This window comes from Aurantimonas sp. NFXS3 (assembly GCF_049132005.1).
Classification (GTDB): Bacteria; Pseudomonadota; Alphaproteobacteria; order Rhizobiales; family Rhizobiaceae; genus Aurantimonas; species Aurantimonas coralicida.
This window is the reverse complement of record NZ_JAGDDZ010000003.1, coordinates 217,699-243,618: the sequence shown is the minus strand read 5'-3', so window position 1 is coordinate 243,618 and position 25,920 is coordinate 217,699. Positions and strand designations below refer to the sequence as shown.

At 68.0% G+C, this 25,920-nt stretch carries 28 protein-coding genes; 10 read left to right on the top strand and 18 right to left on the bottom strand.

Annotation, left to right across the window (positions count from 1 at the left end; translation table 11 throughout):
- Positions 1-50: 50 nt before the first annotated feature.
- Positions 51-1,307, top strand: a complete 1,257-nt coding sequence (gene glp / locus J3367_RS11435) for a gephyrin-like molybdotransferase Glp (protein ID WP_024350234.1) — start codon at positions 51-53, stop codon at positions 1,305-1,307.
- Between the two features lie 73 nt (positions 1,308-1,380).
- Here the strand turns inward: glp and J3367_RS11430 are convergent, their stop codons facing one another.
- The gene (locus tag J3367_RS11430) at positions 1,381-2,541 is read right to left on the bottom strand and encodes an Mrp/NBP35 family ATP-binding protein (protein ID WP_024350235.1); all 1,161 of its coding nucleotides are present in this window, start codon (positions 2,539-2,541) and stop codon (positions 1,381-1,383) included.
- 120 nt (positions 2,542-2,661) lie between these two features.
- On the opposite strand from J3367_RS11430, the gene J3367_RS11425 reads away from it, so the two are divergent.
- Positions 2,662-2,952: a DUF3144 domain-containing protein gene (locus J3367_RS11425; RefSeq protein ID WP_024350236.1), complete on the top strand. Its 291-nt coding sequence runs from the start codon at positions 2,662-2,664 to the stop codon at positions 2,950-2,952.
- 12 nt (positions 2,953-2,964) lie between these two features.
- Here J3367_RS11425 and J3367_RS11420 read toward each other — a convergent pair whose 3' ends face one another.
- On the bottom strand, positions 2,965-3,714 hold the full coding sequence (locus tag J3367_RS11420; protein WP_051141561.1) for a DUF3306 domain-containing protein: 750 nt from the start codon (positions 3,712-3,714) through the stop codon (positions 2,965-2,967).
- Positions 3,707-4,255, bottom strand: coding sequence for a DUF3305 domain-containing protein (locus J3367_RS11415; RefSeq protein WP_024350238.1), 549 nt, complete (start codon positions 4,253-4,255; stop codon positions 3,707-3,709). Before J3367_RS11415 ends, J3367_RS11420 begins: the two co-directional genes overlap by 8 nt.
- 89 nt (positions 4,256-4,344) lie before the next feature.
- Here J3367_RS11415 and J3367_RS11410 point away from each other — a divergent pair, with 89 nt between their 5' ends.
- Complete coding sequence (locus J3367_RS11410; protein ID WP_024350239.1) at positions 4,345-6,387, top strand: 4Fe-4S binding protein; 2,043 nt, start codon at positions 4,345-4,347, stop codon at positions 6,385-6,387.
- A 3-nt stretch (positions 6,388-6,390) separates the two neighbouring features.
- Here J3367_RS11410 and J3367_RS11405 read toward each other — a convergent pair whose 3' ends face one another.
- The 11 genes from J3367_RS11405 to J3367_RS11355 form a co-directional block, all read right to left on the bottom strand.
- On the bottom strand, positions 6,391-6,690 hold the full coding sequence (locus J3367_RS11405) for a hypothetical protein (RefSeq protein WP_155898444.1): 300 nt from the start codon (positions 6,688-6,690) through the stop codon (positions 6,391-6,393).
- 13 nt (positions 6,691-6,703) lie between these two features.
- A complete protein-coding gene (locus J3367_RS11400) occupies positions 6,704-7,753 on the bottom strand; it encodes a DUF6352 family protein (RefSeq protein WP_187390800.1) in 1,050 nt (349 codons plus the stop codon).
- Positions 7,753-8,520: a biotin/lipoate--protein ligase family protein gene (locus J3367_RS11395; RefSeq protein ID WP_024350242.1), complete on the bottom strand. Its 768-nt coding sequence runs from the start codon at positions 8,518-8,520 to the stop codon at positions 7,753-7,755. Before J3367_RS11395 ends, J3367_RS11400 begins: the two co-directional genes overlap by 1 nt.
- Positions 8,517-8,708, bottom strand: a complete 192-nt coding sequence (locus J3367_RS11390; protein WP_009210420.1) for a DUF6494 family protein — start codon at positions 8,706-8,708, stop codon at positions 8,517-8,519. The genes J3367_RS11395 and J3367_RS11390 overlap by 4 nt, the downstream gene beginning before the upstream one ends.
- 125 nt (positions 8,709-8,833) lie before the next feature.
- On the bottom strand, positions 8,834-8,962 hold the full coding sequence (locus tag J3367_RS11385; protein WP_280137472.1) for a hypothetical protein: 129 nt from the start codon (positions 8,960-8,962) through the stop codon (positions 8,834-8,836).
- The gene (locus tag J3367_RS11380; protein ID WP_421461094.1) at positions 8,959-10,362 is read right to left on the bottom strand and encodes a c-type cytochrome; all 1,404 of its coding nucleotides are present in this window, start codon (positions 10,360-10,362) and stop codon (positions 8,959-8,961) included. The genes J3367_RS11385 and J3367_RS11380 overlap by 4 nt, the downstream gene beginning before the upstream one ends.
- A 19-nt stretch (positions 10,363-10,381) precedes the next feature.
- On the bottom strand, positions 10,382-11,488 hold the full coding sequence (locus J3367_RS11375; RefSeq protein WP_024350244.1) for a formate dehydrogenase subunit gamma: 1,107 nt from the start codon (positions 11,486-11,488) through the stop codon (positions 10,382-10,384).
- Between the two features lie 187 nt (positions 11,489-11,675).
- A complete protein-coding gene (gene fdh3B / locus J3367_RS11370) occupies positions 11,676-12,272 on the bottom strand; it encodes a formate dehydrogenase FDH3 subunit beta (protein ID WP_009210417.1) in 597 nt (198 codons plus the stop codon).
- Between the two features lie 15 nt (positions 12,273-12,287).
- Complete coding sequence (locus tag J3367_RS11365) at positions 12,288-15,278, bottom strand: formate dehydrogenase subunit alpha (protein WP_024350245.1); 2,991 nt, start codon at positions 15,276-15,278, stop codon at positions 12,288-12,290.
- A 57-nt stretch (positions 15,279-15,335) separates the two neighbouring features.
- Positions 15,336-15,545, bottom strand: a complete 210-nt coding sequence (locus J3367_RS11360; protein WP_024350246.1) for a twin-arginine translocation signal domain-containing protein — start codon at positions 15,543-15,545, stop codon at positions 15,336-15,338.
- A 79-nt stretch (positions 15,546-15,624) separates the two neighbouring features.
- A complete protein-coding gene (locus tag J3367_RS11355; protein ID WP_029702982.1) occupies positions 15,625-16,230 on the bottom strand; it encodes a TorD/DmsD family molecular chaperone in 606 nt (201 codons plus the stop codon).
- Between the two features lie 269 nt (positions 16,231-16,499).
- Between J3367_RS11355 and J3367_RS11350 the strand changes: the two genes are divergently transcribed.
- Genes J3367_RS11350 through J3367_RS11340 form a run of 3 tightly spaced genes read left to right on the top strand, consistent with a single transcriptional unit; the run spans position 16,500 to position 18,868 of the window.
- The gene (locus tag J3367_RS11350; RefSeq protein WP_024350248.1) at positions 16,500-17,207 is read left to right on the top strand and encodes an ABC transporter permease; all 708 of its coding nucleotides are present in this window, start codon (positions 16,500-16,502) and stop codon (positions 17,205-17,207) included.
- On the top strand, positions 17,200-17,997 hold the full coding sequence (locus J3367_RS11345; RefSeq protein ID WP_210315285.1) for an ATP-binding cassette domain-containing protein: 798 nt from the start codon (positions 17,200-17,202) through the stop codon (positions 17,995-17,997). Before J3367_RS11350 ends, J3367_RS11345 begins: the two co-directional genes overlap by 8 nt.
- Positions 17,998-18,025: 28 nt before the next feature.
- The gene (locus J3367_RS11340; RefSeq protein ID WP_024350250.1) at positions 18,026-18,868 is read left to right on the top strand and encodes a substrate-binding domain-containing protein; all 843 of its coding nucleotides are present in this window, start codon (positions 18,026-18,028) and stop codon (positions 18,866-18,868) included.
- Between the two features lie 26 nt (positions 18,869-18,894).
- Here the strand turns inward: J3367_RS11340 and J3367_RS11335 are convergent, their stop codons facing one another.
- A complete protein-coding gene (locus J3367_RS11335) occupies positions 18,895-19,785 on the bottom strand; it encodes a helix-turn-helix transcriptional regulator (protein WP_024350251.1) in 891 nt (296 codons plus the stop codon).
- Between the two features lie 164 nt (positions 19,786-19,949).
- Between J3367_RS11335 and mobB the strand changes: the two genes are divergently transcribed.
- Positions 19,950-20,474 carry a molybdopterin-guanine dinucleotide biosynthesis protein B gene (mobB, locus tag J3367_RS11330; protein ID WP_421461086.1) on the top strand — a complete coding sequence of 175 codons (525 nt, stop codon included), beginning with the start codon at positions 19,950-19,952 and terminating at the stop codon, positions 20,472-20,474.
- Between the two features lie 18 nt (positions 20,475-20,492).
- On the opposite strand, the gene J3367_RS11325 is transcribed toward mobB, so the two are convergent.
- Positions 20,493-21,050 (bottom strand): hypothetical protein, encoded by a 558-nt coding sequence (locus J3367_RS11325; protein WP_024350253.1) that lies wholly within the window; start codon positions 21,048-21,050, stop codon positions 20,493-20,495.
- Between the two features lie 151 nt (positions 21,051-21,201).
- On the bottom strand, positions 21,202-23,043 hold the full coding sequence (locus J3367_RS11320) for a pilus assembly protein TadG-related protein (RefSeq protein ID WP_421461083.1): 1,842 nt from the start codon (positions 23,041-23,043) through the stop codon (positions 21,202-21,204).
- Positions 23,044-23,300: 257 nt separating this feature from the next.
- Between J3367_RS11320 and J3367_RS11315 the strand changes: the two genes are divergently transcribed.
- The gene (locus tag J3367_RS11315; protein WP_024350255.1) at positions 23,301-23,699 is read left to right on the top strand and encodes a (R)-mandelonitrile lyase; all 399 of its coding nucleotides are present in this window, start codon (positions 23,301-23,303) and stop codon (positions 23,697-23,699) included.
- An 87-nt stretch (positions 23,700-23,786) separates the two neighbouring features.
- Here J3367_RS11315 and J3367_RS11310 read toward each other — a convergent pair whose 3' ends face one another.
- The gene (locus tag J3367_RS11310; RefSeq protein ID WP_421461080.1) at positions 23,787-24,050 is read right to left on the bottom strand and encodes a DUF2312 domain-containing protein; all 264 of its coding nucleotides are present in this window, start codon (positions 24,048-24,050) and stop codon (positions 23,787-23,789) included.
- Between the two features lie 174 nt (positions 24,051-24,224).
- On the opposite strand from J3367_RS11310, the gene J3367_RS11305 reads away from it, so the two are divergent.
- A complete protein-coding gene (locus J3367_RS11305) occupies positions 24,225-25,481 on the top strand; it encodes an aconitase X (protein WP_187390805.1) in 1,257 nt (418 codons plus the stop codon).
- Entirely contained in the window at positions 25,478-25,900 is a 423-nt protein-coding gene (locus tag J3367_RS11300; RefSeq protein ID WP_421461076.1) for an aconitase X swivel domain-containing protein, read from the top strand. The genes J3367_RS11305 and J3367_RS11300 overlap by 4 nt, the downstream gene beginning before the upstream one ends.
- Positions 25,901-25,920 lie beyond the last annotated feature (20 nt).

The following is a 25,920-nucleotide window of genomic DNA, read 5'->3' as shown; positions in this document are numbered from 1 at the left end:
GACCGGTCGCGCGGTCACCGCGGCGGCCGATGCGATGAACGGGTGCGGGGATGGCGCAACTTTCGGACGATTGCTTCGCATTCGGCGGGCCGATGATGACCGTCGACGAGACCGTGTCGCTGATCGCCGCCCGGTTGCAGCCGCTGGCCGGCATCGAGGCCGTGCCGCTGGCCGAGGCCGATGGCCGCATCCTTGCCGCCGATCTCGTCGCGCCGATGCCGCTGCCGCCTTTCGCCAACTCCGCCGTCGACGGCTACGCCATCCGCAGCGCCGATCTGCCGCAGGAGGCTGAGCTCCGCTTCGCCATTGGCGGCCGCGTCCAGGCGGGCTCGCGTTCCGCCGAGGCCGTCCAGCCGGGCGAAGCCGCGCGCATCTTTACCGGCGCGCCGATGCCGGGCGGCGCCGATACCGTCTTCATGCAGGAGGATGTGCGCGTCGAGCCCGACGGGGCGGTGCTGCTGCCTGCCGGCCTGAAGCCGGGGGCCAATATGCGGCCGGCCGGCGAGGATGTGACAACGGGCGCCATTGTGCTGTGCTCGGGGCGCCGGCTGCGGCCGCAGGACATCGCCATGGCTGCGGCGCTGGGGCAGGTGGAGCTGACGGTTCGCCGCCCCGTGCGGGTGGCGATCTTTTCCACAGGCAACGAGATCGTCGCGCCGGGCGCCGAACGCGCCGCGTCGCAGCTCTTCGATTCCAACCGCTTCATGCTGATGGCGATGCTGCGGCGCCTCGGCTGCGCGGTCTCGGACCTCAACATCCTGCCGGACGACCGCGAAGTGATCTCTGCGACCTTGCGCGCGGCGGCAAGGGACCACGATCTGGTCCTGACCTCGGGCGGCGTCTCGACGGGCGAGGCGGATTTCGTCAAGGACGCGGTCGAGGGCACGGGCCGGATGGTGTTCTGGCGTATCGCCATCAAGCCGGGGCGTCCGGTGGCGATGGGGGTGATCGACGGCACGCCGCTGATCGGCCTGCCGGGCAATCCGGTGGCCAGCTTCGTGACCTTTGCCCATGTTGCCCGCCCGGCGATCCTGGCGCTGGCCGGGGCGGAGCCCGAAGCGACGGTGGCAACGCCGGTGCGCGCGGCCTTTGCGTACAGGAAGAAGCTCGGCCGGCGCGAATATGTCCGCGCGAGCCTCCGCCGCGCCGCCGACGGCACGCTGGAGGTGCAGAAGTTCCCGCGCGAGGGGGCGGGCCTCCTGTCCTCGCTGGTCGACACCGACGGCCTGGTCGAACTGGGCGAGGATGTCGTCGCCGTCGCGCCGGGCGAGACGGTCGGTTTCATCCCCTATGCCAGCCTGTTCTGAACCGGCAGGGATTGGGCAATCGGCGGCGGCCCGGAGCGCTGATCACCGGGCTGCCGCTTGCTGAACCGGCCGCCTATTCGAAGACGATCGACGGCGCGCTGACCATCCGGCGTTCCTCGCCGACCCGCTCCCAGGCGGTCCGGGCGATCTCCCGATAGGTCTTCGCGTGCACGCTGTCCGGCTCGGACATGACGATGGGCGTGCCGCCATCCGAGGTCGAGCGGATCTGCATGTCCAGCGGCACTTCGCCGAGGAAGGGCACGCCGATGCGCTCGGCTTCCTTGCGGGCGCCGCCATGGCCGAAGATGTCGTGCCGGCCGCCGCAATCGGGGCAGACGAAATAGCTCATGTTCTCGACGATGCCGAGGATCGGCACGTCCACCTTGCGGAACATGGCGAGGCCCTTGCGGGCGTCGATCAGCGCCAGGTCCTGCGGCGTCGAGACGATGACCGCACCGGCCAGCGGCACGTTCTGCGCCATGGTGAGCTGGGCGTCGCCGGTGCCCGGCGGCATGTCGACGACGAGCACGTCGAGTTCGCCCCATTCGACCTCGCGCAGCATCTGCGTTAGCGCCGAGATGACCATTGGCCCGCGCCAGATCATCGGGGTTTCCTCGTCGACGAGGAAGCCCATCGACATGACCTTCAGGCCGTAGCCTTCCATCGGCCGGATGATCCGGCCCGAGACGTTCTGCGGACGGCCGGAGATGTGCAGGAGCCGCGGCATGGACGGGCCGTAGATGTCGGCGTCCATGATGCCGACCTTCAGGCCGTTCGCCTGCAGGCCGAGGGCGAGATTGACGGAGGTGGTCGACTTGCCGACGCCGCCCTTGCCCGAGGCGACCGCGATGATCGCGCCGATGCCCGGAACGCCGGCCTTCTCGGGCGCTTTGGGAGGCTGCGGTGCGCGTGCAGCCATCGGCGGCGGCACCGAAGCGGCCTGCGCCGGGCTCGGGGCCGGACGGACCGGACGGGCCGAGGATTTGGTCGCTTCAGCGGTCAGCGCGACGGTTGCCTTCTCGACGCCCGGAACGCCGGACGCGGCCTTCTCGGCGGCGGCGCGCAGCGGCTCCAGCTCTTCCGCGCGGTCGGCCGGAATGGTGAGAGAGAAGAACACCTTGCCGTCGGCGACGAAGATGTCGGAGACCAGCCCGAGATCGACGATGTTGCCGGTGAGATCCGGTCCCTTCACCCGCTTGAGCTGCTCCAGGATGTCTGCCTTGTCGATTGCCAAAGGGTCTCTCGCTGCTATGAATTGGGTCCCGCGTCTCTTACGGCAAATGCCGCTCCTGGCCAATCGCGATCCCGGGGCGGATCGGCGCGGACCTCACAGCGCGAACGGAGGCCCGAAGACTTGGAATCCCAGGGAAACCGCAAGCAGCGCCGCGCCGCAGGCACGCCGCCGACGCTCGATCCGGACGCCTTCCTGAAGCTGGCGGACCGCTTCATCGACGTGGCCAACCGCGCCAACCAGAAGGTTCTGGCGACTGACATCCACATGGCGTTTCTCTACGCCGCGGCCCGCTACAACGCCTTTGTCGGCAACAAGGTGCGGGAAGTGGAGGATCACGAGGTCTACATCGAAGAGATGGCGGCCACCTACAAGGAGATGCTCCGCAACCATCTGGCCGATCCGAACCTCTGATTCGCCGCCGGCCTAACCCTGCAGGCGCTGGCGGATCGACACGCGCCGCGCTTGCGGCTGTGGCTGTGCCCGGCTCTCGATTCGCTCGACCGGTTCGGGCTCCGGCACGGCGGCGATCGACACGCCCGTCTCCTCCGTGATCAGCCGCCCGTCGTTGCCGGCAGCCTGCGGGCCCGCTTCGGCGACGGCGGTCTGCGGCTCGGCCCCCAAGTCTTCGTCGACGGCGGCGTCTACGGGCGCATCTGCCGCACTGTCTGCGACCGCGTCCGCGTCGCCCTGATCCTCCGCCTCCGCCGCCACGGAATCCGCTTCGGGCTCGGGCCGGGTCAGGCGGCCGGTCGCCTGTTGGGTGCTCTGCTCCTCGGTGCTCAGGAAGCCGCGTCCGAGCTGCCACAGCGAGGTGTAGCGATTGTGCGCGGGATTGCGGAAATCCTCGTCGTAATCGTTCAGACCGTCGAGATTGGCGAAGACCGGATTGGAGCGCCACAGCTTGCGCAAAGCCTTGCGGCGCAGAAGCTCCGGCACGCCGCGCTTCATGAACAGGCCGAAATCGTCGCCGGCCTTCATGGAATCGATGTCGACCGCTTCCGCCGCGAGCCGGTTCTGCTCCAGCTCCTCGGCCTCGCGGGCAACGGCCTCGGGATCGACGACATCGGGCGTCTGAGCGTCCGCCGCCTCGGCGGCTTCGGCCGCCTCGACCTCGCGCTTGCGGCGCGACCAGCGCGACAGGAAGCTGTCGTTTTCGCCCGTGCCATCAGCCATCGAGATTGCCTCCGGCCGGCTTCTCGCGCTGCAGGAAGATCGGGTCCTTGCCGAATTTGTGGTCCTCGAGATCCAGCTTGTCGCGCTGGCGCTTCTTGAACTCCTCTTCCTGGTGATAGCGGTTCACGAAGTCCTTGAGCGTCTCGGTGATGTCCGGCGGCATCGGGACGCGCTCGACGATGTCCTCGCCGCTGTCGTCGTAATCCTGCGCGAGATAGGGTGAGGCGGTGACGCTGTGGACGAACCACGGCAGCGGGTGGCCATCTTCCGACGGGGAGCGGCGCAGCACGATGAACAGCGCCGGCACCTGGCTGTTGAAATTGTGCACATACGCCTCGGTATCGGCCGCATGGCAGGTGAGCGCATGCACGCCCATGAAATAGCGCGTCCGCTCGTCGTCGCTGAGCATCACGTCGCCGGTGGTCAGGCCGCCGGATGCCGGGGCGATTCCCACCGGGATCCAGTACTCCTTCGCCCAGCGCGAGACGGATCGGCGCCGCTCGGCCAGAACACCCAGCATGATCGTCAGTTCACGGGCCAAATTGGCGCACCTTTCGCAGTCCGCGAGCTCGTTTTTCACCCGCCATAAACAGCGTAACGTGTTATTCCTCATCGACAAAGGGAGAAGTCATGAGAGCGACGAGCCAACGGATTCTGGTCTGCAACTGCGAGAAGACCATGCAGGTGGACGGCAGGGCGATCGGCCGTGCCCTCGGTGGCGTGGACCTGCCGGTTCACACGCATCTGTGCCGCAGCCAGATCGGCACCTTCGAGGGCGCCATGGAGGGCGATGCGCCCGTGGTCGTCGCCTGTACCCAGGAGAGCCCGCTCTTCGCCGAGATCGCCGAGGAGAAGGGGCGCGAGGTTTCCGCCTTCGTCAACATTCGCGAAATGGCCGGATGGACCGCCGACAAGGCGTCGATCGCGCCGAAGATGGCGGCGCTGATCGGCGCGGCCTCGCTGCCGGTGGCGCCGGCGCGCCTGCGGGCCATCGAAAGTGACGGGTTGTGCCTGGTGACCGGCCGGGGGCAGGCGGCCCTGGACGCCGCGACGCTGCTCAACCGCACGCTGTCGGTCACGCTGCTCTTGACCGATGCCGACGACATCCTGCTGCCCGAAGTGCTCGACTTCCCGGTCTTCCGCGGCCGGGTGGTTTCGGCCACCGGCACGCTCGGCGGTTTCGACATCGTCGTCGACGATTACGCCGCCATGCTGCCGTCGTCGCGCGGCGAGCCGCAATTCGCCCTGCCGCGCAACGGCGCCAAATCGTCCTGCAGCGTCCTCTTCGACATGAGCGGCAACGCGCCGCTCTTTGCCCGCCCGACCGGTCGCGACGGCTATTTCCGCGCCGATCCCGCCGATCCGGCGGCGGTCATGCGGAGCGTCTTCGACGCCAGCGGCTACGAGGGCGAGTTCGAGAAGCCGATCTATGTCAGCTACGACGCGTCGATCTGCGCCCATGAGCGGTCGAAGAAGACCGGCTGCACGAAGTGCATCGACAATTGCCCGCCCAGCGCGATCTCGCCCGACGGCGACAACATCCTGATCGACACGGCGATCTGCGGTGGCTGCGGCAATTGCGCCGCCCATTGCCCGACCGGCGCGGTCTCCTACGACTATCCGGCGCGTGCCCAGTCGATCGAACGGGTGCAGACGCTGGCCCGCACCTATCTGGCCGCCGGCGGCGAGGCGCCCGTGCTGATGGTGCATGAGCGCGAGCATGGCGCATCGCTGATCAACGCCATGGCGCGTTTCGGTCGCGGCCTGCCGGCCAACGTCATTCCGCTGGAGATGCATTCGACGACGGCGCTGGGCCACGACCTGATCGTCGCGGCGCTGGCCGCCGGCTTCCGCTCGCTGGCGGTCCTGGTCGATCCGCGCAAATCGGGCGAACTGCACGCGCTGCACGAGGAAATCGCGCTGACCGAGGCGCTGCTCGCCGGGCTCGGCCATGCGCCCGACCGGGTGCGGATCGTCGCCGAGCGCGATCCGGAAATCGTCGAGGCGCTGCTGTATGACCGGCAGGAGGCTGCCGAGATCGCCCGCACGGCGTTCGCGCCGGTCGGCGGCAAGCGCGAGGTGGCGCGCGCCGGCATCGCGATCGCCGCAGCCGCCGGTTCAGGCCCGGCCGACGATCTGATCCGCCTGCCGTCATCGGCGCCCTACGGCAATATTCTCGTCGACAAGGAACGCTGCACGCTCTGCATGGCCTGCGTCTCGGCCTGTCCGGCCGACGCCCTGCGCGACACGCCGGGCAAGCCGGAACTGCGCTTCGTGGAGGCGGCCTGCGTCCAGTGCGGCATCTGTGCCGCGACCTGTCCGGAAATCGCGATCACGCTCGATCCGCGCTACAATCTGGCGCCGACGGTGATGCAGCCGGTGACGCTGAACGAGGACGAACCGGCCGAATGCACCTGTTGCGGCAAGCCCTTCGCCGCGCGCGGCATGCTCGACCGGGTCAGGGAAACGCTCGGCGGCAAGCACTGGATGTTCCAGACCGAGGAGCGGGTGGCGCTTCTGAGCATGTGCGAGAGCTGCCGGCTGGAAGCCCTGGCGGCCGACGGCGGCGACCCCTTCGCCATCGCCCAGCGGCCCAAGGTCCGCACCACCGATGATTATCTGGAAGCCGGCCGACGCGGCCTGACGGTCGACGACTTCCTCACCACCGACTGAGGATCAGTTGCGCTGGTAGCAGAGGGAGCGCGCATCGGCGCGCGACTTCTCGGCGGCTTCGGCGGTGATCAGATCCTGCTGGACCATGACGTCGATGTCGGCGAAGCGCTTGTCCACGCAGGCCGCGACGTCGGGATCGACCCGCAGCGTGCCGAGCTCCTCGCCCCGCTCCTCGACACCGGCCACCCATTCTTCGGTCTGGATGTAGACGAGGAAGGCGAGGGCGGCGAGGGCGATCGCGAAGACCAGCGCCACGAGGCGCATCCAGGGCGAGTTCGCGACGCTGTGTGATGAAGTCGTCATGTCGATTCCTTGATCATTGGACGCCGGAGGTGAGGGGCAGATTGGTCAGAAGGTTCTGGGGCTTCAGCCGGATGAGACCGGTGGGGTTCACCGCCACGCCGAGATAGGCCGGCTTGCCCCGCATGGTCGGCAGGATCCGGTCGTCGTCCTTGAATTCCATGCGGAACAGCGCGGCGATCCGGCCGATGCGGTCCTCGTCGACCGTTTCGCCCTCGTAGAGCCCGTTCAGGGTCTGCGTTGCCTCGGCATCAAGCCCGACATGCCAGGACCAGTGCTGGTCGGTGATCGACTGCATCGCCTGGACCCGCACCGGCAGGTGCAGGAAATGCGCAACCCAGCGCTCGATCACCCGCGCCAGCGCATCCTGCCCCGGCTGGGTGAAGCGGAAATCGAGGGCGAAATTGAACTGGTCGGCCCGGCCCCAATAGGTCTCGCAATTCTCCTCGCTCAGCACGTCGAGCGAGACTTCGCGCATCGGCGTGCCGGCTTCGGCCAGAAGCGAGCCCAGCCCGCCAAGGCCACCGGATTCGGAATACATCTCGACCACTTCGGCGTCGGCGAGCGTCAGCTGGCCGTCGCCCGTCGTCGCCATCTGGTCGCGGAAGAACAGTTCGGCGGCGCGCAGAACGAAGGGGTCGGTTTCCTCGGCCAGAAGCCCGCCGAGGATCAGGTGCACCAGCTGTTCGATGAAGACCGGCGGCACGCGCGGTGCCTCCGGACGGAACAGGGCGAGATAGCCGGCCTCGATGGAACCGTGCCGCAGGAGATGGTCGCGATAGGCCAGCAGCATGCGGTAATTGTCGGCCGTGTCGGCATCGGCGAGCGCCGCCAGATCGGCCTCGGTGACCGTCGCGTCGGGCGTCTCCATCAGCCGCTCGAACAGGCGATGCTCGTTGTCGCAGCTTTCCTCGATCGGGTGGATTTCCGGCCGGGTGTAGTAGGCGCGCAGGAAATCCGGTGTGACCGCGAGCCAGCCATTGTCCAGCTTGTGGGTCAGATGCAGGCCGGCGGATTTCCAGACGACACGGCCCTGTGGCGCGAGGGGTTTCGCAGGCATCTGCATCAGGAATCGGCTCCGCTTGCGGCATCGGTCAGGGGCAGCAGCACCGTGCGCCCATCGGTCTTCAACAGGGCCCCGCCGGCGTCGTCGAGGCCGATCATGGTGCCGGAATGCCGGACGCCGCCGAGGACGATGTCCACGGTCTCGCCCATCGCATCGGCGCGGGACGTCCAGCTCTGATGCGCGGCACGGAACCCGTCATGGGTCCATCCGTCGATCCACGACAGGAAATGCCGCGCCACCGCCTCGACGATGAGGGTGCGGTCGAGTTCGCCGCAGCCTTCTTCCATCAGGGCGGTCGCGGCCAGATCGTGGCCCGGCTCGGCAGGGCCGTTCCGCGACGCCTCGATGGTCAGCGCGTAGCCGACGACCATGTGGTCGGGGATCCCGTCTGGATCGCGCGGTTCTGGAACATGCAGGCGCGCGGCGCCGACGGTCGCGCCATTGGCCAGGATCGTGCCGGGCCAGCGGAAGGTCAGCGCCAGATTCGGCGGTCCGATGCCGCCCAGCGCGTCGCCGATCGCCACCATCAGGAGCGGCAGCATCTGCGCGGCCTTGGCGAGCGCGACGTCCGGCTCCAGGATCAGCGCGGCCGCCGCACAGTCCGTGTCGCGGCTCCAGAACAGATCGCCCGCGCCATGGGATTGCGCGCGCGCGGCATCGATCGCCGCCGCGAAGGGGTCGACGCCCGCAGCCACCGGGTGGCCGGTGAAGGCGGGGGGGAATTCAGGGTCCGCCAGGGGCGCGATGTCGATCTGGCTGAGCGTCACGGCAGCTGGATTTCACCCTCGACGACATGGTCCAACGGCTCACCCTCGGCGGTCAGATGCATGCGCACCTTCAAGGGGCCCGAGCCGGCCTTGCCGGAGCGCACCAGTTCCTCGATCTCGCGCTGCGAGGTCACGCCGACCTGCTTGAGAAACTTGCGCAGTGACATGTTGAAGGCTTCTTCGCTCATCGGTCCTGTTCCTTGCTGTCGCGGTGCCGCCGGCGGCGCTCCGCGTGATGATCGGTCTCTCACCGGGCGTGTGAAGGCACCGTGCCGCCGCGTCCCGCGACGCGTGCGTGCGCGGTCGATCGGGCCTATTGCAGCCGGACGTTCTCGGTCGAATAGGCTTCGCTGGCCGATTGTTCCAGCTCGGTGTTGAGCAGGAGGCCGACGCCCAGCCCGATGAGCAGCACGATGGCCACGCTTAGCAGGAATGCCTTCATTGTGGTGTGGTCTCCCCCGGTTCTGGTGCCGGTCGCCCGCTCGGCGGCGGCGTTTCGGCGTCGGTTGCGGTCGCCCGCTTCAGATAGGCGATCAGCGCATCGCGCCGTTCGACGCTCTTCAGGCGCTGCACCGGCATCTTGGTGCCCGGCGTGACGACGTCGGGTCCATGGTCGAACAGCTGTGATACCGTGTCCTCGGTCCAGACGATATCCGATTCCGTCAACGCCTCCGAATAGGCATAGCCTTCGACGGTGCCGGCCTTGCGTCCGAACAGGCCGAACAGCGTCGGCCCGGCGCGGTTGCCGTCATCCGGCGTCAGCGTATGGCAGACCGAGCATTTGCGCAGGAACTCGCTTTCGCCGGGATCGTCCGTGCCATGCGCCTGGAACCGCCGCGGATAGACCGACTGGATCGCCTCCATGCGCTGGCGCGGCGAGACCTGCCAGCGGATGGCGAAATCGTCGAGCCCGACCCGGTAGAGCTCCTTGCCGTCCGGCGTGAAGGACAGGCCCCAGACCGGGCCGTAGACGTCGCCATATTCCTCGACCAGCGTGCCGGTGTCGATGTCGAAGACCCGGATGCGCCCGTCGGCGCTGCCGGTGGCGAACCATCCGGCCCGTGGTGACGCGGCGATCGACAGCACCGGATTCTCTTTCGCGGCGAGTTCCACGGTTTCCAGCGTCGGCAGGTCGACGAGACCGGTCACACCGTTCTGGCTGCCGAAGGCGAGCAGGGTGCCGCCGGGCAGGGGGGTGATGACGTTGACGCCCCAGCCATGGGTGTAGAGCACACGCGACGAACCGGCGATGCGGCCGTCGTCGAGCGGCCACGCACGGATCGCGCCGTCATAGCCGGCGGTTAACAATTGCCGTCCGTCCAGCGCGAAGGTGACCGCGTTGACATTGCCCTGATGGCCCTCGGCGCGCGCGATCTCGCGACCCTCCGCAATGTCAAATATCCGCGCCGTTCCGTCCCAGCGCGCGGCGGCGGCAAAGCGGCCGTCCGGGCTGACGGCGACGTCGAGCACCTTGACCGGCGTATCGGTGATCCGCTGTTCGAGCTCGCCGGTCGCAAGATCCCAGATGGCGAAGGAGCCGTCGTCGGAGACCGAGACGGCCTTGTCCGTGCCGGGGACGAAGGCGACGTCGTTGACCGCCGCGTCGTGGCCGGCGAGCCGGGCGGCGACGGTGCCGTCCGGGCCGGTCATGTCCCAGAGGATGATCGAATAATCGAAGGAGGCGGTCAGCGCGCGCGTGCCGTCGTCGGACAGCGCGACCGCCTTCACCGGTCCGCCGTGGCCGACCAGCCGCTCCGGCAGCGCCTCTGCGCCGGCCGGGTTCGACAGCATCGCGAGGATGGCGGCGGCGGCGAGCGCCGCCAGTCTCAAAGCGGGGCGCATGGTCGCGTCACGCCGGCCGCTATTCCGCAGGTGCGGGATGCGCCCCGGCCTCGGGGCGGCCGTCCTTCTTCAGGACCTCATCCACCCAGAGCGCATGATGCTCGCGCGCCCAGTTCAGGTCGACGTCGCCGCTGCCCATCGCATCGAAGGCGCCTTCCATGCCGATCGTGCCGATATAGATGTGGCCGAAGATCACGCAGACCATGAACACCGCCATGACGGCGTGCCAGATGGTGTTGAACTGCTGCTCCTGGATCACCGAATAGGGCGGCTGCGGCAGGCCGAGCCAGGCCGGCACGTCGAGGCCGATGCCGGCAAGGGCGGTAAAGGTGTCGCCGAAGAAGCCGTGCTCGAACGGGAACAGCAGGGCCCAGCCCGAAACGCTGAGCGACAGGCCGCCGATCATCACCAGCCAGAAGATGACCTTCTGTCCGGCGTTGAACTTCCAGGCCGGCGGATGCGCGCCCTTGGAAAAGAAGCCGCCGCCCTTCATCAGCCAGACGAAGTCGGCGCGCGAGGGGAGGTTGTGGACGATCCAGAGGACAAAGGCGACCACCAGCCCGGCCATGAAGGCGAAGGCCACGTAGTTGTGCGACATCTTCAGGAAGCCGGACATCGGGCCGAAGAGCTCCTTGCCGATCAGCGGCATGATCAGCTCGCGGCCATAGGAGATGTTCAGCCCGCTGATGGCGAGGATGATGAAGGACAGCGCCATCACCCAATGGGCGGTGCGCTCGACCAGGCCGAAGCGCTTGATGGTCACGCCGGCAAGACCGTGCTGGACGCGGATGCGGCCGCGAACGGCGAAGAAGACGGCGAGCAGGACCAGCATGCCGATCATCGCCAGTCCGAGATAGTCGAACATCGGACCGTTGCGCAGCAGGCGCCAGGACTCGCCCTCGGACTGCACCAGCACCGAGGCCTTCTTGTCGGGGATCGAGACGCCGCCGGAAATGCCCTGGCGCACCGACCGCCAGATTTCGGCGTCAGAGGTGGTGCCGAGCGCGTCGCCGGGGACGGCGCCGCCGGTCGGCGAGGCGTTGTCCGGCGGCCGGACCGAGCTCTGAGCCTGGCCGGTGCCGGCTGCGGCGAACAGCATCAAGACGGCGATGGCGAGGACCGGCACGAGAGCTGCAAGACGCCGTAGCGGGGCGGAGCGTGACAAGACAGCGAGAGACGCTCTGAGGCTAGGCATGTCCTCTATCCCCGTTCGGGTGAAAGATGCGGCGGGAATGGGCAACGCGGTGCGCCACCGGTCATGGTCGGGCGGCGGACGGCCGGAGCCGTCCGCCGGAAGTGCATGCGCGGCTGTATCAGCCGCCCAGCTTCTGGTCGTAGGCGGTGCCCCAGCCCCAGGCGCCGGCGCCGAAGCCGCGGGCCACGACACGCTCGCGGTAGATCGACGACACCGTGTCGCCGTCGCCGGCGAGAAGCGCCTTGGTCGAGCACATCTCGGCGCACAGCGGCAGCTTGCCCTCGGCCAGACGGTTGCGACCGTATTTCTGGAACTCCACCGCCGAATTGTCCTCTTCCGGACCGCCGGCGCAGAAGGTGCACTTGTCCATCTTGCCGCGCGAACCGAAATTCGAGGCCTGCGGATATTGCGGTGCGCCGAAGGGGCAGGCGTAGAAGCAATAGCCGCAGCCGATGCACAGGTCCTTGGAGTGGAGAACCACGCCGTCGGAGGTCTGGTAGAAGCAGTCCACCGGGCAGACCGCCATGCAGGGTGCGTCGGAGCAGTGCATGCAGGCGACCGAGATCGACCGCTCGCCTGGCTTGCCGTCATTGATGGTGACGACGCGCCGGCGGTTCACGCCCCACGGAACCTCGTGCTCGTTCTTGCAGGCGGTCACGCAGGCGTTGCATTCGATGCAGCGCTCGGCGTCGCAGAGGAACTTCATTCGTGCCATTGGTCTGATCCTCCCTTACGCCCGTTCGATCCGGCAGAGCGTGGTCTTGGTTTCCTGCATCTGCGTCACCGAATCGTAGCCGTATGTCTGTGCCGTGTTGCAGGCTTCGCCGAGCACGTAAGGGTCGGCGCCATCGGGATATTTCCCGCGCAGGTCGTTGCCCTGGAAGTAGCCGCCGAAGTGGAAGGGCGTGAACACCACGCCGCGACCGACGCGTTCGGTGACCATCGCCATGATGCGGATCTTGCCGCCTTCCGGGCTGTGCAGCCACACCGTGTCGCGGTCGCGAAGACCGAGATCGTTGGCGTCCGACGGGTTGATCTCGACGAACATGTCCTGCTGCAGCTCGGCGAGCCACGGATTGGAGCGGGTCTCGTCGCCGCCGCCCTCGTATTCCACCAGACGCCCGGACGTCATGATCATCGGGAAGTCCTTGGAATAGTCGTTCTTCTGGATCGAGGCGTAGGCCGTCGGCACGCGCCAGAAGGTCTTGTCCTCATAGGTCGGATAATCCGTCACCAGATCGCGGCGCGGCGTGTAGAGCGGCTCGCGATGGATCGGCACCGGATCGGGGAAGGTCCAGACCACGGCGCGGGCCTTGGCGTTGCCGTAGGGGGCGCAGCCATGGGCGATCGCCACGCGCTGGATGCCGCCCGACAGGTCGGTCTTCCAGTTCACGCCGCCGACCTTCTCGTCGTAGTCGGAATCGATCTCGCCGGTCTGCGACTGCTCGCCGACATCGTCGCCCTGGCTCGGACGCTGGTCGGCGAAGCCGGCCACATAATCGATGTAGCGACGCTCGTAGGGCGTCAGGTCCTTGTCCCAGCCGAGCTCCTTGAGCATGGCGAAGGTGAACTCGGGATAGCCGTCCTCGATCTCCGAGCCGACCGGCCAGGAGCCCTCGGCGAGAAGGTTGTCGCCGTCACGCTCGACGCCGAAGCGGGCGCGGAAGCCCATGCCGCCCTGCGCCACCGGGATCGAGGTGTCGTAGAGATTGGCCGAGCCGCTGTGCTTCATCTCGGCGGTGCCCCAGCACGGCCAGGGCATGCCGTAGAACTCGCCGTCATGCGCGCCGCCGACGCCGCGAAGCGTGGTGCGGTCGAAGGTGTGCTGGTTCTGCATGTGCGACTTGAGGCGCTCCGGCGACTGGCCGGTATAGCCGATGGTCCACATGCCGCGGTTGAACTCGCGGGTGATGTCCTCGACGACCGGCTCGCCGTCCTTGACCTCGATGTTGCGGAACATGCGGTCCGCGAAGCCGAACTTCTCGGCGAATTTGTGCATGATCGTGTGGTCGGGCAGGGATTCGAACAGCGGCTCGACCACCTTCTCGCGCCACTGCAGCGACCGGTTTGACGCGGTCACCGAGCCGGAGGTCTCGAACTGCGTGGAGGCCGGCAGCAGATAGACCCCGTCGGTGCGGTCCTGCAGGACGGCGGTCATGGTCGGATACGGGTCGATGACGACCAGCATCTCCAGCATGCCCATCGCCTTCTGCATTTCCGGCAGGCGGGTCTGCGAGTTCGGCGCATGGCCCCAGAACACCATGACCTTGGTGTTGTCGGGCTGCTCCAGGTTTTCCCTGGCCTCGAGAACGCCGTCGATCCAGCGCGAGACCGGGATGCCGGTCTCGTTCATCATCAGGCGGTCCTTGCCCTCGTCGCCGGCGCCCGGCATCACGGCAAAGCGGCCCTTGAGCCAGTCGAGTTCCTCTTCCCAGACCCGGGCCCAGTGCGCCCAGGAGCCGGCGGTCAGGCCGTAATAGCCCGGCAGCGTGTCGGCGAGGACGCCCAGATCGGTCGCGCCCTGCACATTGTCATGGCCGCGGAAGATGTTGGTGCCGCCGCCGGCTTTGCCCATGTTGCCGAGGGCGAGCTGCAGGATGCAGTAGGCGCGGGTGTTGTTGTTGCCGTTGGTGTGCTGGGTGCCGCCCATGCACCAGATCAGCGTCGCCGGACGGCTCTCGGCCATGGTCCGCGCGACGCGCTGGAGCTGCGAGCCCGGAACGCCCGTGACCCGCTCGACCTCCTCGGGCGTCCAGCGGGCGACCTCGGTGCGGATCTGGTCCATGCCCCAGACGCGGCTGTTGATGAATTCCTTGTCTTCCCAGCCATTCTCGAAGATGTGGTAGAGAATGCCCCAGATCAGCGCGACGTCGGTGCCCGGCCGGAACCGCACATACTCGTCGGCATGGGCCGCGGTGCGCGTGAAGCGCGGGTCGCAGACGATCAGCGGGGCGTTGTTCTCTTCCTTGGCCTTCAACAGATGCAGCAGCGAGACCGGATGCGCCTCGGCCGGGTTGCCGCCGATCAGGAAGATCGCCCGGGAATTGTGGATGTCGTTGTAGGAATTGGTCATCGCGCCGTAGCCCCAGGTGTTGGCAACACCTGCGACCGTGGTGGAGTGACAGATCCGGGCCTGATGGTCGATGTTGTTCGTGCCCCAATAGGCGGCGAACTTGCGGATCAGGTAGGACTGTTCGTTGGAATGCTTGGCCGAGCCGAGCCAGTAGACGGAATCGGGGCCGGCGGCCTCGCGGACCTCCAGCATCTTGTCGCCGATCTCGTTGATCGCCTCGTCCCAGCTGATGCGCTGCCATTTTCCGCCGACGAGCTTCATCGGGTATTTCAGGCGGCGTTCGCCATGGGCGTGCTCGCGCACCGAGGCGCCCTTGGCGCAGTGGGCACCGAGATTGAACGGGGAATCGAAGCCCGGCTCCTGGCCGACCCAGACGCCGTTCGACACTTCCGCCAGCACCGTGCAGCCGACCGAGCAATGAGTGCAGACCGACTTGCGGATCTCCATCTCGCCGGTCGCGGTCTCGCCCGCGGCCTCGGCGCGGCGCACCATGCCGCCGGACAGCGTCGCCACGGCGGCGGCGCCACCGATGGTCAGGCCCGAGCGCTTCAGGAAGGTCCGGCGATCAACCGCGGCCGTCCCCAGCTCCGACAGCGCCGACGCCATTCGGTTGCTCCGCGCCGCGCCGTTTGCCTTTTTCCTGAGCATATCTGCCTCCGATCCTTGATGTGCGGCCGCCCGCGATCCGTTTGACTGGCGGGTGGGTTAGAACCGTGCCGACTTGTAGAATGTCCTGACATGATCGGTTTCGCGGTAGCCCGCGCCCGTCGTGTCGTCCTCGGTGATCGCCGCTTCGGCGGGCGCGCCGGTGACCAGCGCGGCGCCGCCGGCCACGCCGCCCAGCCCTGCGAACTTCAGGAAAGCCCGGCGATCGGCCTGGGTGCCGCCCTTCGTTCCCGTGCTCTTGTCGCTCATCTCGTTTCTCCGTGGTCGAAGGGCCGTGCCCTGGTCTCGTTCCTTTTGCGGGGTGCCGCCGTCCCCGCGGGTTGGGCGGCTACATGTCGAAGCCCGATTCCTCGATGGCCATGAACTGCCGGCCGATCGTGCCGACCGGGCGGTAGAGCCGCGCCGTGCGGTTGGTCTCCAGATCCGCAAAGAAATGCCCGGCCCAGGAGCCGACATGCTTGCGGAAGAAATCCTTCTGGACGGCAAGCGGCTGGATCTGCCCGAAGCTGCCCTCGATCAGCCCGGCCATCATCTCCATCAGAGCGCCGGCGTGATCCTCGGGATCGCGGCTGTCCTCGGAGCGGGCGATGCCCAGCGGCACCATGTCGGAGCGCAGCCGCGCCAGCGGCTTTTCGTTGAGAAATCCGGTCAGGTAGTAGGAGCCGTAGGGCACGAGCTCGCCGCGCCCGACACCGATGAACAGCTCCTGATATTCCTCGCGGGCTGCGGCGAGCGAAATCGCGCGCGCCTCGCCGGCGAGATCGCCGATGCCCCGGCCGAGCGGGCTGTCATCGCCGGACAGGCCCTGCAGCATCGCCAGCAACGCCTCGTCGGCCGGACGCGCCAGAAGGCGCGCAAGCAACCTGTAGAGGTTGGCGCGCAAGGCCTCGGCCTCGGCCGGTTCCGTCGTTACAGCGAGATTGTGGTTCTGCAAGGCTGTTCTCCCACTCCAGTAGAGCAACAAATCGTCCGATTCACAACGGTTTTCTGGCCCTGCGGCAATGTCGCCGAGCGGCTTGCTTAAACATGACTGTTTCACTCATATTTATATACTCTGCGTTGCGTACGACTTCCCGGGGCACGTCTCGCAACTGCGTTCGAATACAACGCAGATGCGGTAACGATTGCTTAAGCTGGACGAAAAGGGCGTTCCCGGGCATAATCTCCCACGACGACGCAAGCAGGCGGACGAAACAGGAGAAAATGCAGGATTTCGCGAACTCATTTGCACTGGCAGGTCATCTGATCCTGTCCGGTGATCCGGAATTGCTGGCCATCGTCCTGCTCTCGCTCAGGGTGTCCCTGACCGCTGTTCTGATCGCCGCGGCGGTCGGAATGCCGCTCGGTGCGCTCCTCGCCGTCGGCCGTTTCCCGCTCCGACGCGTCGCCATCGTGCTGTTGAACGCCCTGATGGGGCTGCCGCCGGTCGTGGTCGGCCTGCTGGTCTATCTGATGCTGTCCAATGCCGGACCGCTGGGCGTGCTGCAGCTGCTCTACACGCCCACCGCGATGATCATCGCGCAGGTTGTCCTGGTGGTGCCGATCATCGCCGCTTTGACCCGCCAGGTGGTTGAGGATCTCGACGCCGAATATTCCGAGCAGCTCCGCTCCTTCGGCGTCTCGCGTCTCGCGGCGGTGCCGACGCTGCTCTGGGACGGGCGGCACAGCCTCGTCACCGCGCTGCTGGCCGGTTTCGGCCGGGCCATCGCGGAAGTCGGCGCGGTGATCATCGTCGGCGGCAACATCAACCACGTGACCCGGGTGATGACGACGGCGGTGGCGCTGGAAACCTCGAAGGGCAATCTCTCGCTGGCCCTCGCCCTCGGCGCGATCCTGCTGATCATCGCCATCGCCATCAACGCGTCGGTCGGGCTCATCGGCGCCGGCCGCCCGCAGGCCGCCCATGCGTGACGATATCGCCCTTGAGCGGAGCGACGCCGACCTGTCACCGGTCCAAGCGCTCCCGGCCGCCGGCACGACCCAGGCCTCGGTCCTGCCGCTGCAGGCCGAGAACCTTGTGTTCCGGGCCGGCGGGCGGACACTCTTGGACGTTGCCGGACTGACCATTGCTGCCGGCGGTCCGACCCTGATTCTCGGGCCGAACGGCGCCGGCAAGAGCCTGCTCCTGCGGTTGCTGCACGGGCTGATCACGCCGGCCTCCGGGCAGTTGCGCTACAATGGCCAGGGTCTCGACAAGGCCGTGCGCCGGCGTCAGGCCATGGTGTTCCAGCGGCCGGTGCTGCTGCGCCGCTCCGTCGCCGCCAATGTCGACTACGCGCTGAAGGTCCATGGCATGCCACGCATCGCGCGCCTCGAACGCGTCGCCGCGCTCCTGGCCATGGGCGATCTGGCGGCCCGCGCAAACCAGCCGGCGCGCACCCTTTCGGGCGGCGAGCAGCAGCGTCTGGCGGTGGTCCGTGCGATCTCGACCGCGCCCGACATCCTGTTCATGGACGAGCCGACATCGAGCCTCGATCCGGGGGCGACCCAGGCGATCGAGAGCCTGCTGCGCCGCGTCGCGGCGGCCGGCACCAAGATCGTCATGGTCACCCACGACATCGGCCAGGCGCGGCGTCTGGCCGCCGAGATCGTGTTCGTTCACGGCGGCCGCATCGTCGAGCAGACGCCGGTCGACCGGTTTTTCGATGAGCCTGTTTCACAGCCGGCGCGGCAGTTTCTCGCCGGTGGGCTGGTTCTGTAACGCCGTTCGCGGCGAAGGAGGGGAAAGCATGAAGACGCAACTGATCGGGGCCATCGCCGCCGCCACGCTGGCGCTGGGCGCCATGGTCGCTCCGGCGACGGCCGAGGAGAACTTCATCGTCGTCCAGTCGACGACCTCCACCCAGAATTCCGGACTGCTGGACGCCATCCTGCCGGCCTTCATCGAAAAATCCGGCATCGAGGTTCGCGTTGTCGCGGTAGGCACCGGCCAGGCGATCAAGAACGCCGAGAATGGCGACGGCGACGTGCTGCTCGTTCACGCCAGGCCCGCCGAGGAGAAGTTCGTCGCGGCCGGCGGCGGTGTCGAGCGCTTCGACGTCATGTACAACGATTTCGTCGTCGTCGGCCCCGCCGCCGATCCCGCCGGTGTCGCGGGCATGAAGGACGCCGAGGCCGCGCTCGGGAAGATCGCGGCCGCCAAGGCGCCCTTCGCCTCGCGCGGCGACGACAGCGGCACCCACAAGGCCGAATTGCGCCTCTGGAAGGACGCCGGGATCGACCTCGCCGCCGCCTCCGGCAGCTGGTACCGCGAAACCGGATCGGGCATGGGCGCCACCCTTAACACCGGAATCGGCATGGGCGCCTACGTCCTGACCGACCGGGCGACCTGGATTTCCTTCGGCAACAAGGGCGATCACACGGTCGTCGTCGAGGGCGACCCGGAACTGTTCAACCAGTATGGCGTGATCCTGGTGAACCCGGACAGGCATCCGGCGGTGAAGGCCGAAGCAGGGCAGGCCTTCATCGACTGGCTGACCGGAGACGAGGGGCAGGCGGCCATCGCGAACTACAGGGTCGATGGCCAGCAGCTGTTCTTTCCGAATGCCGACATGACCGGCGATCGAAGCTGACACCGGCGCGCTTTCACGGCTGCCGGTCAGGGGCCGGGCGCGTTGTAATGTACCGTGCCTGCCGCGCGGACATCGTAGCCGCTCATCTCGGCCGCCCTGTCGTGGAATTCGGGCGTGTGCAGGAACCGCATCAGCGCCTGCAGCGGCGGCTCGAAGAAGGCCTGCCGCCAGACCAGCAGATCGGTGCGGTCCTCGGCCAGCGGCACGAAACCGAGTCGGTACTGGGCCGCCATCGCCGCCAGCCCGAAGCCCGCATCCGCCTTGCCGTCCAGCACCAGCCGGGCGACGTCGTCCTCGGTCTTGGCGACGCCCGGCGGGCCGGCGAGCGCCGCCGGGTCGAGCCCGGCTTCCATCGCCAGCGCCTCGAATAGCTTCTGGCCGCCGGCGCCGGGCTGCCGCCGCGCAAAGCGCAGCGGCGCCAGATCGGTGACCGCCTCGATCGCATGCGGATTGCCGGGGGCGACGATCAGGCCGCATTGGCGGCGGGCGAATTCGATCAGCACCACCGGGGCGTCGCCCAGCATGTCGCGCACCGTGGCGACATTCCAGTCGCCACCGGCTTCGCGAATATGGGTGGCACAGGCCGCCGCCTCGCGCCGCGCGACCCGGCCGATGCCGTCGGAGCTGCCGTCGAAGAAGGCGGCCAGTCCGCTGCCCGACTGGCGCAGCGCCCATTCCAGCAGCGGATCGTGACTGCCGGCGAGGATCATCGGCAGTCGGGTTTCGGTCGCCACCGGCCCGGAGCGCGCGGCGGCCATCCAGGCGGCGACCTCCTCGCGCGGAAACAGCAGCTTGCCGACCACGCGGATGCAGGGCACCTCGCCGCTGGCCGCCAGGTCGTAGACCTTGCGCTCCTTGATGCGCATGAGATCGGCGAGTTCGCGGGTGGTCAGATAGGTGGGCGCGGTATCGGACATCGCTCCATCTATCGCCAAGCGTCCAGCGGCGGCAACGTCTCTTCGCCGTCGCACGCGCTGCGAACCGGCAGGACGCATGGCATCTCGACCGGGCTTTCCTTCCTCGCATAGAAGGGCAGGGACCCCGCCGGGCGGGCAGGATGCAGCGAAGGGACGGGTGCCAGGTGGAACAGCGCATATTCGGCATCACCGGCTGGAAGAACTCCGGCAAGACGACCCTGACGGAGCGGCTGGTGACCGAGATCACCGCCCGCGGCTACCGGGTCGCGACGGTCAAGCACGCCCACCATGCCTTCGAGATCGATCGGGAGGGCACCGATTCCTTCCGCCATCGCAGCGCCGGCGCTGGCGAGGTGGCGATCGTCTCGGGAACACGCTGGGCGCTGATGCACGAATTGCGCGGCGCGCAAGAGCCGAGCCTTGCCGACATCGTCGCCCGGCTGTCGCCCTGTGACCTGGTTCTCGTGGAGGGCTACAAGCGCGAGCCGCACCCCAAGATCGAGTGCCGGCGACAGGAGGCACGCGATCGCCGGCCGATGCAGGACTACGCACCAGGCATCGCGGCGATCGCCGCCGATCATCCGGTGACCGACAGCGCGCTGCCGGTCTTCGGCCTCGATGACATCGCGGCCATGGCGGATTTTGTCCTGGCCGAGACCGGTCTCGCCGGAGCGTCGGGGCCGGACTGACGCCGGCCGGGCGAAAGGCTACCAGCGCTTGCGGCGTTCCTCGAAGCGCTCGCGCCGTTCGCGAAAGCGGCTGTCGCCGCGCTGGTCGTCGCGGGTCCGGTCATTGTCGAAGCCGCGGCCATAGTCCCAGTCGCCGTCCGAGCCCCAATCCCGCCGATCCTCGTCCCGGTCGCGATGGTCCGCACGATGCCGGTCGTCGCGATCGCGATGATCGCGATCATGCCGGTCGCCATCCCGGCGCCTGTCGTCGCGCCGGCCATCGCGTCCGCGGCCGTCGTGGCGTGCGCGCTCCTCGGCGCGCCAGCGCGGCGCGTCGCGGAAATCGTAGAGATACCGGTCGGCGTCGAGACTGCCGCGGTCGATCCCGTCACGGCCGCCTCGGTCGCCACCGCGCCGGTGACGACGCCCGTCGCCGCGATGCTGCACGAGGCGGAATGCTCCGGCCGGTTCGCCCGCCGGGGCCGCGCTGGCGGGGGCGACGCTGGTCGCGATGCCGGACGCGAGCGGAACCGGTCCGGGCGCGACAACCGGCTGGGCGAGCCCGAAGCTCAGGAGGACGAGGGACGTTGCGAGCATGTGCCGATGCCTCCGGGGCGAGGAACGATGAGGTCCGCGATCATGGCGCGGGCCGGATGAGGTGCCGATCCGCGCGGCGCTGGATCAGCTGGAACGCGGATCGTCCGACTGCCGGACGGCCGGGCCACGGCATCCATGTGGTGCCCGCGCGTCAGCGGGCGATGCGCAGGCTGGAAATCTGTTCGGTGATCGACTGGAAGGCGGCGGCCAGCTCTTCCTGGCTCTGGGCGTCGTAATAGAGCTTCTCGCTGGCATCGATCAGGCCGTTCGAGGCGCAGTCCTCCATCAGCTTCTTCACCGGTTCGCCGTCGCGCAGGTCGAAGGCGATGGTGAAGATCAGGATGCCGTCCGTGCCGCCGGGCTTGCGGCCATCGGCCTTCACGTTCTCGCAGACCTTGGCGACGTTCTGGTCCATGGCGGCGACATAGCTGTCGACGCTGTAGTCCTTCGCGTTGCCGGTGGTGCCGTCGTAGATGCGGCCGGGCTTGCGGGTGCTGCTGCCATGGGAATAGGCCGCGCCATAGCCGTAGGAGCCATAGGTGGAGCGGTTGTAGTCGCGGATCTCCAGCGGCCGTCCGCCGGAGTTCAGATTGTAGGTGTTGTTGCCGTCGGTCATCAGCACCAGCACCTTCAGATTGTCGGGCTCGTCGTGGCTGCGGCCCTCGGTGAAGGGCGGCCGCGCCGTCAGCAGCCGCCAGCCCCAAGCCAGGCCGTGCGGAATGTTGGTGGCGCCCTGGGCGTCCATCACGTCGATGGCGTCGGTCACTGTCTTGAGCGTCTTGGTCAGCGGCGTGATCGGCGTCGTCGCGCAGGTGGAGTTCGGGCCCCAGTCGCTGCGATTGCTGCTCGGCGTCGTGATCGAGTAGCCGCTGTCGAAATACTTGGCGACCTTGGCCTGCTCGGCCATCGCCTCCTTGGCCGAGTCGGGCGATCCGCTGCCGCTGTCGAGATAGTCGTTCCAGCCATAGGCGGAATCGTCGTATTCGTCCGGCGCGAAGGTCGGCACGAACAGCGTCTCCGGCTTGGAACTGACCGGCTCGGTGTCGGTGGCGGCGAGCCCGTTCGGCCGCGCCTCGACGCAGCCCCGCCATGTGCCGAACTGGCTCTTGTAGCGCGCATTGTCGTAGACATAGAACCGGGTCAGCGGCTCGCCGGTGGTGATCCGCGTCCAGTAGGACCCGTTGTACCGCGCCAGGGGCGTGCCACTGGAGGGCGAGGTGTAGACCCAGCCCCTGTCCCGTATCCACTCCCAGCCGCCGCTGGTCGCGCCGGACAGCCAGCCGCCCCAGTCGAGATTCTCGTGATGGATCGGCGAGCGGCCCTGCGTGTCCATCCAGTCGGCATTCTTGTATTGCGGGCCGACATTCACCGAACTGGAGAACGGGACGACCGCGAACTGGACGGGAAACTCTTCGGTCAAGCCCTTGTCGGCCGACAGGAACTGCTCGGCGAGGTCCTCGGCGGCGTCCTTGATGATGTCGATCTTGCTCTTGGTGCCGCCCGAGCGTGGCCGGTCCTGCATCGAGCCGGAATTGTCGAGCACCAGCGCCAGCTCGATCGAGCGGTTCTGCACGACGATCTCGCTCTTGGCGTAGAGCGGGAACTGCCGCCAGTCGAGCGTGCCGCCGGTGACCCACATCAGCGCATCGCCGAAGAAGGTCGGCAATTGCCGCCGGGCGGTGACCTTGAGGATCGTCAGGCCGTCCTCGCGAAACACGCCGTCATAGCTGAACTGGGTGGTGCCGCGCGTCTCCTCGCCGGCATTGTGGAAGAAGAAGGCTTCCGAGACGCTCTTGAGATAATCCGCGTCCTGGGTTCGGCCGTACTCCCGGCCGGCGGCGAGGGCGGCGACGTCGGCCGCCTGCTGCAGGCTGCGATTGGCGCCGTAGATGCCCGACAGGTCCACCGCGGTCGCAAAGCAGAGCGCGAGGACCGGCAGCGTCAGTCCGAAGACCACGGCGACATTGCCGGTCTCCTCGCGACGAAACCGCATGATCCTCGTAAATATCTGCACCGGGTCTCCCATGTGTCGCCACGACGAAAACACCCAGCATAGGGACATACAGTTGCGATAAGGTTGCCGGTATCGTTCGCATATGCAGCGTCCGGGATTGCCGTGCTGCGATGGGGTTTCGCCGCGTGCCGGCGCCCGGCCTTCGCGGTGCGCCGGGTGGCTGGCATCGGGCCGCGGGCGATGCCATGGTGCGTTCGGCGCGGGGCACCGGACGATCCTGCGAGGAGGAGACGACCATGGACATCAAGCGCGGGGGATCGGTCCCGACACGGCGCGGGCCGGCCAGCTATTTCACCGGCACGGTCTGGCAGGACCCCATCATCGAGGCGCCGGAGCCGGCACGCGTGCGCTCCAACCTGGTGACCTTCGAGCCCGGCGCGCGCACCGCCTGGCACACCCATCCGCTAGGCCAGACGCTCTATGTGACGGCGGGGGCCGGGCGGTTCCAAACCGAGGGTGGGCCGGTCGAGACGATCCGCGCCGGCGACGTGATCTGGATCCCGCCGGGCGAGAAGCACTGGCACGGCGCCGGTCCCGACACGATGATGACCCATGTCTCGATCCAGGAGGCGCTCGACGGCGTCGCCATCGACTGGCTGGAGCATGTCAGCGACCTGGATTATGCCGCCGCGTGAGGGCGGCGCCGGTGCCGCGCGCCGGCCCTGAAACGCAAGACGGCGCCCCGGTTGCGGCGCCGTCTGCGATGATCGGTTCTGGCCGGCTCAGGCGGCGACGGCGGACGGGGCTTCTTCCATCGCCCGCATGTAGAGCTCGAGCAGCGTCTCGTGCTCGTCCCGCTCATCCTTGTCCTGCTTGCGCAGCTTGATGATCTCGCGGATCACCTTGACGTCGAAACCCTCACCCTTGGCCTCGGCGAAGACTTCCTTCTTGCCGTCGTTGAGGTCCTGGATCTCGCTCTCGATCTGCTCGATGCGCTCGACGAACGAACGGATCTGTCCGCCCGCAATCATGGCCGTGTCACTCATGGTTTCTCCTTTGCGAATCCGGAGCCGCAATATCGACGGGGTCGGTAACCGGATCCTTAACTCTGGCGATCCCGCGCGACTGACCTGTGGACGAGGGGCGAAGCGATATGTCCGCAAGGGCCGCCGGATGGGCCGCGCCGTCACGGCGGTCCACGCTTCCCGGGGAGGTGGGCGATGACCCTGCACCTCACCGACCATGACCGCGCACTGCTGAACGGCGAGGCGGACGCCGCCGCGGCCTTCGCCATGCAGATCCTCACCGGCTTCGCCCGGTCTGTGGGCGCCGAGGCACTGCTCGACATTGCCGGCGCCCATGTCGATGGCTGCCTCTATCACGGCGCCGTCAGCCTCGATTTCGTCGAAAGGCTGCTGGCCGGGGGCGGCCGCGTGAGAGTGCCGACCACCCTCAATGTCGGCTCGCTCGATCTCATCCATCCCGAGCTCGTGCGCCTCGATGCCGGCGAGCGGCAGCCCCGGCGCCGGCTCATGCAGGCCCATGAGGCGCTGGGCTGCCAGGCCTCCTTCACCTGCGCGCCCTATCAGACCCTGTTCCGGCCGCGCTTCGGCGAGCAGGTGGCCTGGGGCGAATCCAATGCCATCGTCTTCGCCAATTCGGTGATCGGCGCGCGCACCAACCGCTATGGCGACTTCATCGATTTGTGCTGCGCGATCACTGGCCGGGCCCCGGCCTATGGCCTGCATCTGGAAGAGCAACGCCGCGGACGGGTGCTGTTTCGCCTCAAGGGGTTCGCTCCGTCGCAGGTGCCCGACGATGCCCTCTATGTTGCGGTCGGGCTGATCATCGGTGCGGCCTCCGGCGAGCTTGTGCCGGTGATCGAGGGCCTGCCGCCGCCGCGCGACGAGGACCAGCTGAAGGCGCTCGGCGCCGCCGCCGCCTCCGCCGGTGCGGTCGGCATGTTCCACGCGGTCGCCATCACGCCGGAAGCCCCGACGCTGGCGGACGCCTTCGGTGGCCACGAGCCGGACCGCATCGTTGCGATCACCCCAGCCTCCGTCGATGCCGTTCTCGCCCGCCTGTCCACCGTGCCGGAAGGCGCGCCGATCGACGCGATCTGCCTCGGCACGCCGCATTTCTCGCGCGGCGAATGGGACCGGCTGCTGCCGCTCTTGCGCGGAATCCGGCCGGACCGCGGCCTGCCGATCTACGTCAACACCAGCCGCGCGACCCTGGACGGGCTGCGCCGCGACGCGGCGCTGGCGGGACTGGAGGGCACCGGCCTCGTTCCGGTCGTCGACACCTGCACCTATGTCACCGCGATCCTGCGCGACATGGACGGGGCGGTGATGACCAATTCCGGCAAATGGGCGCATTACGCACCCGGCAATATCGGCGTCTCGGTCGGCTTCGGCTCGCTGGAGGACTGCATCCTCTCCGCCGCCAGCGGCAGGGTCGTGAGGACGCGGACATGACGCGCACGGGAACGATCGTCGTCGCGGGCCGCGCGGAAGGGACGGCACTGGTTCTTGCCGAACCGCTCAGCTTCTGGGGCGGGATCGACGTGGAGACTGGCGCCATCATCGATCATTCGCATCCCTCGCTCGGTGCCAGCGTCACCGGGCGCATCCTGGTCATGCACAGCGGTCGCGGCTCATCGTCCTCCGCCTCCGTCTTCGCCGAATCCATCCGGCGTGGCACCGGGCCGCTTGGCGTGCTTCTGGCGCGCGCCGATCCGATCCTCACCGTCGGCGCGATGGTCGCCGCCTCCCTTTACGGGCGGGACTGCCCCATCGTCGTCTGCGACATCGCCGGCATCGCTGACGGTGCTGGCGTGGCGATCGACGCCAGCGCCGATGCCGGTGATGGCACCGTCGCGATCCGCCCGGCGTGACACGCTTCGCAACAGGCGCA

Bases quoted from the DNA above. Each gene is read 5' to 3' on its own strand.
- J3367_RS11385 (WP_280137472.1), bottom strand. From the start codon at position 8,962: ATGAAGGCATTCCTGCTAAGCGTGGCCATCGTGCTGCTCATCGGGCTG.
- J3367_RS11410 (WP_024350239.1), top strand. From the start codon at position 4,345: ATGAGAGCGACGAGCCAACGGATTCTGGTCTGCAACTGCGAGAAGACC.
- fdh3B (WP_009210417.1), bottom strand. From the start codon at position 12,272: ATGGCACGAATGAAGTTCCTCTGCGACGCCGAGCGCTGCATCGAATGC.
- J3367_RS11400 (WP_187390800.1), bottom strand. From the start codon at position 7,753: ATGCAGATGCCTGCGAAACCCCTCGCGCCACAGGGCCGTGTCGTCTGG.
- J3367_RS11350 (WP_024350248.1), top strand. From the start codon at position 16,500: ATGCAGGATTTCGCGAACTCATTTGCACTGGCAGGTCATCTGATCCTG.
- J3367_RS11340 (WP_024350250.1), top strand. From the start codon at position 18,026: ATGAAGACGCAACTGATCGGGGCCATCGCCGCCGCCACGCTGGCGCTG.
- J3367_RS11365 (WP_024350245.1), bottom strand. From the start codon at position 15,278: ATGCTCAGGAAAAAGGCAAACGGCGCGGCGCGGAGCAACCGAATGGCG.
- J3367_RS11335 (WP_024350251.1), bottom strand. From the start codon at position 19,785: ATGTCCGATACCGCGCCCACCTATCTGACCACCCGCGAACTCGCCGAT.
- J3367_RS11305 (WP_187390805.1), top strand. From the start codon at position 24,225: ATGACCCTGCACCTCACCGACCATGACCGCGCACTGCTGAACGGCGAG.
- J3367_RS11300 (WP_421461076.1), top strand. From the start codon at position 25,478: ATGACGCGCACGGGAACGATCGTCGTCGCGGGCCGCGCGGAAGGGACG.
- J3367_RS11360 (WP_024350246.1), bottom strand. From the start codon at position 15,545: ATGAGCGACAAGAGCACGGGAACGAAGGGCGGCACCCAGGCCGATCGC.
- J3367_RS11380 (WP_421461094.1), bottom strand. From the start codon at position 10,362: ATGCGCCCCGCTTTGAGACTGGCGGCGCTCGCCGCCGCCGCCATCCTC.
- glp (WP_024350234.1), top strand. From the start codon at position 51: ATGGCGCAACTTTCGGACGATTGCTTCGCATTCGGCGGGCCGATGATG.
- J3367_RS11345 (WP_210315285.1), top strand. From the start codon at position 17,200: ATGCGTGACGATATCGCCCTTGAGCGGAGCGACGCCGACCTGTCACCG.
- J3367_RS11420 (WP_051141561.1), bottom strand. From the start codon at position 3,714: ATGGCTGATGGCACGGGCGAAAACGACAGCTTCCTGTCGCGCTGGTCG.
- J3367_RS11310 (WP_421461080.1), bottom strand. From the start codon at position 24,050: ATGAGTGACACGGCCATGATTGCGGGCGGACAGATCCGTTCGTTCGTC.
- J3367_RS11405 (WP_155898444.1), bottom strand. From the start codon at position 6,690: ATGACGACTTCATCACACAGCGTCGCGAACTCGCCCTGGATGCGCCTC.
- J3367_RS11315 (WP_024350255.1), top strand. From the start codon at position 23,301: ATGGACATCAAGCGCGGGGGATCGGTCCCGACACGGCGCGGGCCGGCC.
- J3367_RS11390 (WP_009210420.1), bottom strand. From the start codon at position 8,708: ATGAGCGAAGAAGCCTTCAACATGTCACTGCGCAAGTTTCTCAAGCAG.
- J3367_RS11325 (WP_024350253.1), bottom strand. From the start codon at position 21,050: ATGCTCGCAACGTCCCTCGTCCTCCTGAGCTTCGGGCTCGCCCAGCCG.
- J3367_RS11320 (WP_421461083.1), bottom strand. From the start codon at position 23,043: ATGCGGTTTCGTCGCGAGGAGACCGGCAATGTCGCCGTGGTCTTCGGA.